The organism is uncultured Oscillibacter sp. (assembly GCF_910587525.1).
GTDB lineage: Bacteria > Bacillota > Clostridia > Oscillospirales > Oscillospiraceae > Oscillibacter.
In genome coordinates, this window is the sequence record NZ_CAJULS010000214.1 from 1 (window position 1) to 2,769 (window position 2,769).

The window sequence follows — 2,769 nt, forward strand, 5'->3', positions numbered from 1 at the left end:
TGATAAACTTGACATTGTTTTTCTTTCTGTTGTTTATCTTGCTCTTATCGTTGACACCCTGATGTGAACATTGCCTAAAAAAGAAACACCGATAACCCCGGAGCCGCAGCGGCTCCGGGGTTATCGGTGTTTCTTTTCCGCACAGGCACAGCACAGGGGGCGTAAAGGGGGAGATCAAATGTTTCCGGTTCTTTCAGATTTGATTCAGCATTTCATGGTAGAGTGCGTCTCAGTAAAGTTTGGAAAGGACGTGATAGGCATGAGCCAGTACCGGCACGAGTGGAAGCATGAGATCAGCCTCTCTGACCGGCTTGCGCTCCGCCAGCGGCTGCGGGCGGTGGCAGAGCCCGACGAGCACGCCCGGAATGGGCAGTATTTCATCCGCAGCCTGTATTTTGACAACCTGGCCGACAAGGCCCTGCGGGAGAAGCTGGACGGGGTGGACCGGCGGGAGAAGTTCCGCATCCGGTATTATGATGGGGACACCTCCCTGATCCACCTGGAGAAAAAAAGCAAGCGCAGCGGCCTGGGGAGCAAGACCGCTGTGCCGCTTACGGCGGAGGAGGCGCAGTCCATCCTGGACGGCAGCTGGGACTGGATGCCCGGCAGCGGCAGAGCGCTGGTCCTGGAGCTTTACAGCAAGATGCGGTCCCAGGGCCTGCTGCCCAGGACCATCGTGGACTACACGCGGGAGGCCTTCGTCTATGCGCCGGGCAATGTCCGGGTGACGCTGGATTACGATATTCGGACGGGACTGCACTGTACCGATTTCCTGAATCCGGACTGTGTCACCATTCCGGCGGGGAATGCGCCCGCAATTCTGGAGGTAAAGTGGGACGCCTACCTGCCCGCCGTCATCCGGGACGCGGTACAGCTGCCCGGCCGCCGGTCCGCCGCCTTTTCCAAATACGCCGCCTGCCGGATCTACGGCTGATTATAGAAGTAAGGAGTAATATTTATGACTTTCAACGACGTCTTCAAATCCAGTTTTTTGGAAAATGTCACCAGCGTCAGTATGCTGGACATGGCCGTCGCCCTGGTACTGGCCTTTGGTCTAGGGCTGTTTATCTTCCTGGTCTACAAAAAGACATTTACCGGCGTGATGTACTCCTCCAGTTTCGGTGTCACCCTGGTGGCCCTGACCATGATCACCACTGTGGTCATTCTGGCCGTTACCAGCAATGTGGTACTGTCCCTTGGTATGGTGGGCGCGCTGTCCATTGTCCGTTTCCGCACCGCCATCAAGGAGCCTCTGGACATCGCCTTTTTGTTCTGGTCCATCGCCGTGGGCATCGTACTGGCGGCAGGGATGATCCCTCTGGCGGTATTGGGCAGCCTGGTTATTGGCGCGGTGCTGCTGGTCTTTGTGAATAAAAAGTCCCATGTGGACCCCTATATCGTGGTACTCCAGTGTGCGGGCCATGAGAGCGAGACCCGGGCCCAGGCTTATCTGGAGCGGTGCGCGGAGCGCTGCACAGTCAAGAGTAAGACCGCCCGAAAGGGCGCGGTGGAGCTGAACATGGAGATCCGTCTGAGAAATGACGACACGGACTTCATCAATACCCTGGCGGAGATGGAGGGCGTGGACAGCGCTGTGCTGGTCAGCTACAACGGAGACTACATGGGATAAGGGGGACGTCCATGTCGACGCACAAATACATCGACCGCATCTGTCTCGCCGCCGCCCTGCTCTCCCTGCTGGTGGCGCTCCTGTTTGTCAACGGCGAGGCTCTGGGCCTTCAGCCTGCCTCCAGGGTCCAGGGGTACGAGACCCGGCTCTTTGACACCGCCAGGGTACATACCATCGACATTGTCATGGACGGCTGGGATGATTTCATCGAGACCTGTGAAAATGAAGAGTACGCCGCCTGCGCCGCCGTTATCGACGGCGAGGCGTACAAAAACGTGGGAATCCGCGCCAAGGGCAACACCTCCCTCAGCACGGTCTCCGCCATGGACAGCAGCCGCTACAGCTTCAAGCTGGAGTTCGACCACTACGACAGCGGCAAGACTTACTACGGCTTGGATAAGCTGTGTCTCAACAATATTATTCAGGACAACACCTATATGAAGGACTACCTCACCTACCGAATGATGGGGGAGTTTGGCGTGTCCGCGCCCCTTTGCAGCTTTGTCTTCATCACTGTCAACGGGGAGGAGTGGGGGCTGTATCTGGCGGTGGAGGGCGTGGAGGAGAGCTTCCTTCAGCGGAACTACGGCAGCCAGTACGGTATGCTCTACAAGCCGGACAGCATGAGCTTCGGCGGCGGCCGGGGCAATGGCCGGGACTTTGATATGGAGGACCTCTCCCAGCTGGAGCAGTTTGCCCCTCCCGGAAGATCCGGTGTTTTTTCGCAGCAGGGGGAAGAACCGCCTGCCATGGACGAAATGCCCGGCGGCGCGATGCAGGGTAGACAGCGCCCTGATATGCCTGTGCAGGAGGGCGGCAAGGGAGAGGGGGCTCCCGGCGGCGGAATGGGCTCTGACGATGTGAAGCTGAAATACAGCGATGACGACCCGGACAGCTATTCCAATATCTTCTCCAGTGCCAAGACGGACGTGACGGAGGCGGACCAGGCGCGGCTGATCCAGGCCCTCAAAACCCTGGGGGAAGGGACGGATATTGAGCGCGCCGTGGATGTGGACCATGTCCTCCGGTACTTCGTGGTCCACAACTTTGTGGTTAACGGCGACAGCTACACCGGCTCCATGGTCCACAACTACTATCTTTATGAGGCGGATGGGCAGCTCAGTATGATCCCCTGGGAC

At 58.3% G+C, this 2,769-nt stretch carries 3 protein-coding genes; all 3 read left to right on the forward strand.

Translation table 11 applies throughout. The annotated features are described in order from the left end of the window. Positions 1-259: 259 nt before the first annotated feature. On the forward strand, positions 260-934 hold the full coding sequence (locus tag QZ326_RS12630; protein ID WP_295745842.1) for a polyphosphate polymerase domain-containing protein: 675 nt from the start codon (positions 260-262) through the stop codon (positions 932-934). Between the two features lie 24 nt (positions 935-958). Next, a complete protein-coding gene (locus QZ326_RS12635) occupies positions 959-1,630 on the forward strand; it encodes a DUF4956 domain-containing protein (protein WP_295745845.1) in 672 nt (223 codons plus the stop codon). 11 nt (positions 1,631-1,641) lie between these two features. Further along, positions 1,642-2,769, forward strand: a 1,128-nt coding sequence (locus QZ326_RS12640; RefSeq protein ID WP_295745848.1) for a CotH kinase family protein, incomplete at its 3' end; no start/stop codon positions are given.

Excerpts from the sequence above, each read along its gene's own strand:
- QZ326_RS12630 (WP_295745842.1), top strand. The coding sequence starts at position 260 with ATGAGCCAGTACCGGCACGAGTGGAAGCATGAGATCAGCCTCTCTGAC.
- QZ326_RS12635 (WP_295745845.1), top strand. The coding sequence starts at position 959 with ATGACTTTCAACGACGTCTTCAAATCCAGTTTTTTGGAAAATGTCACC.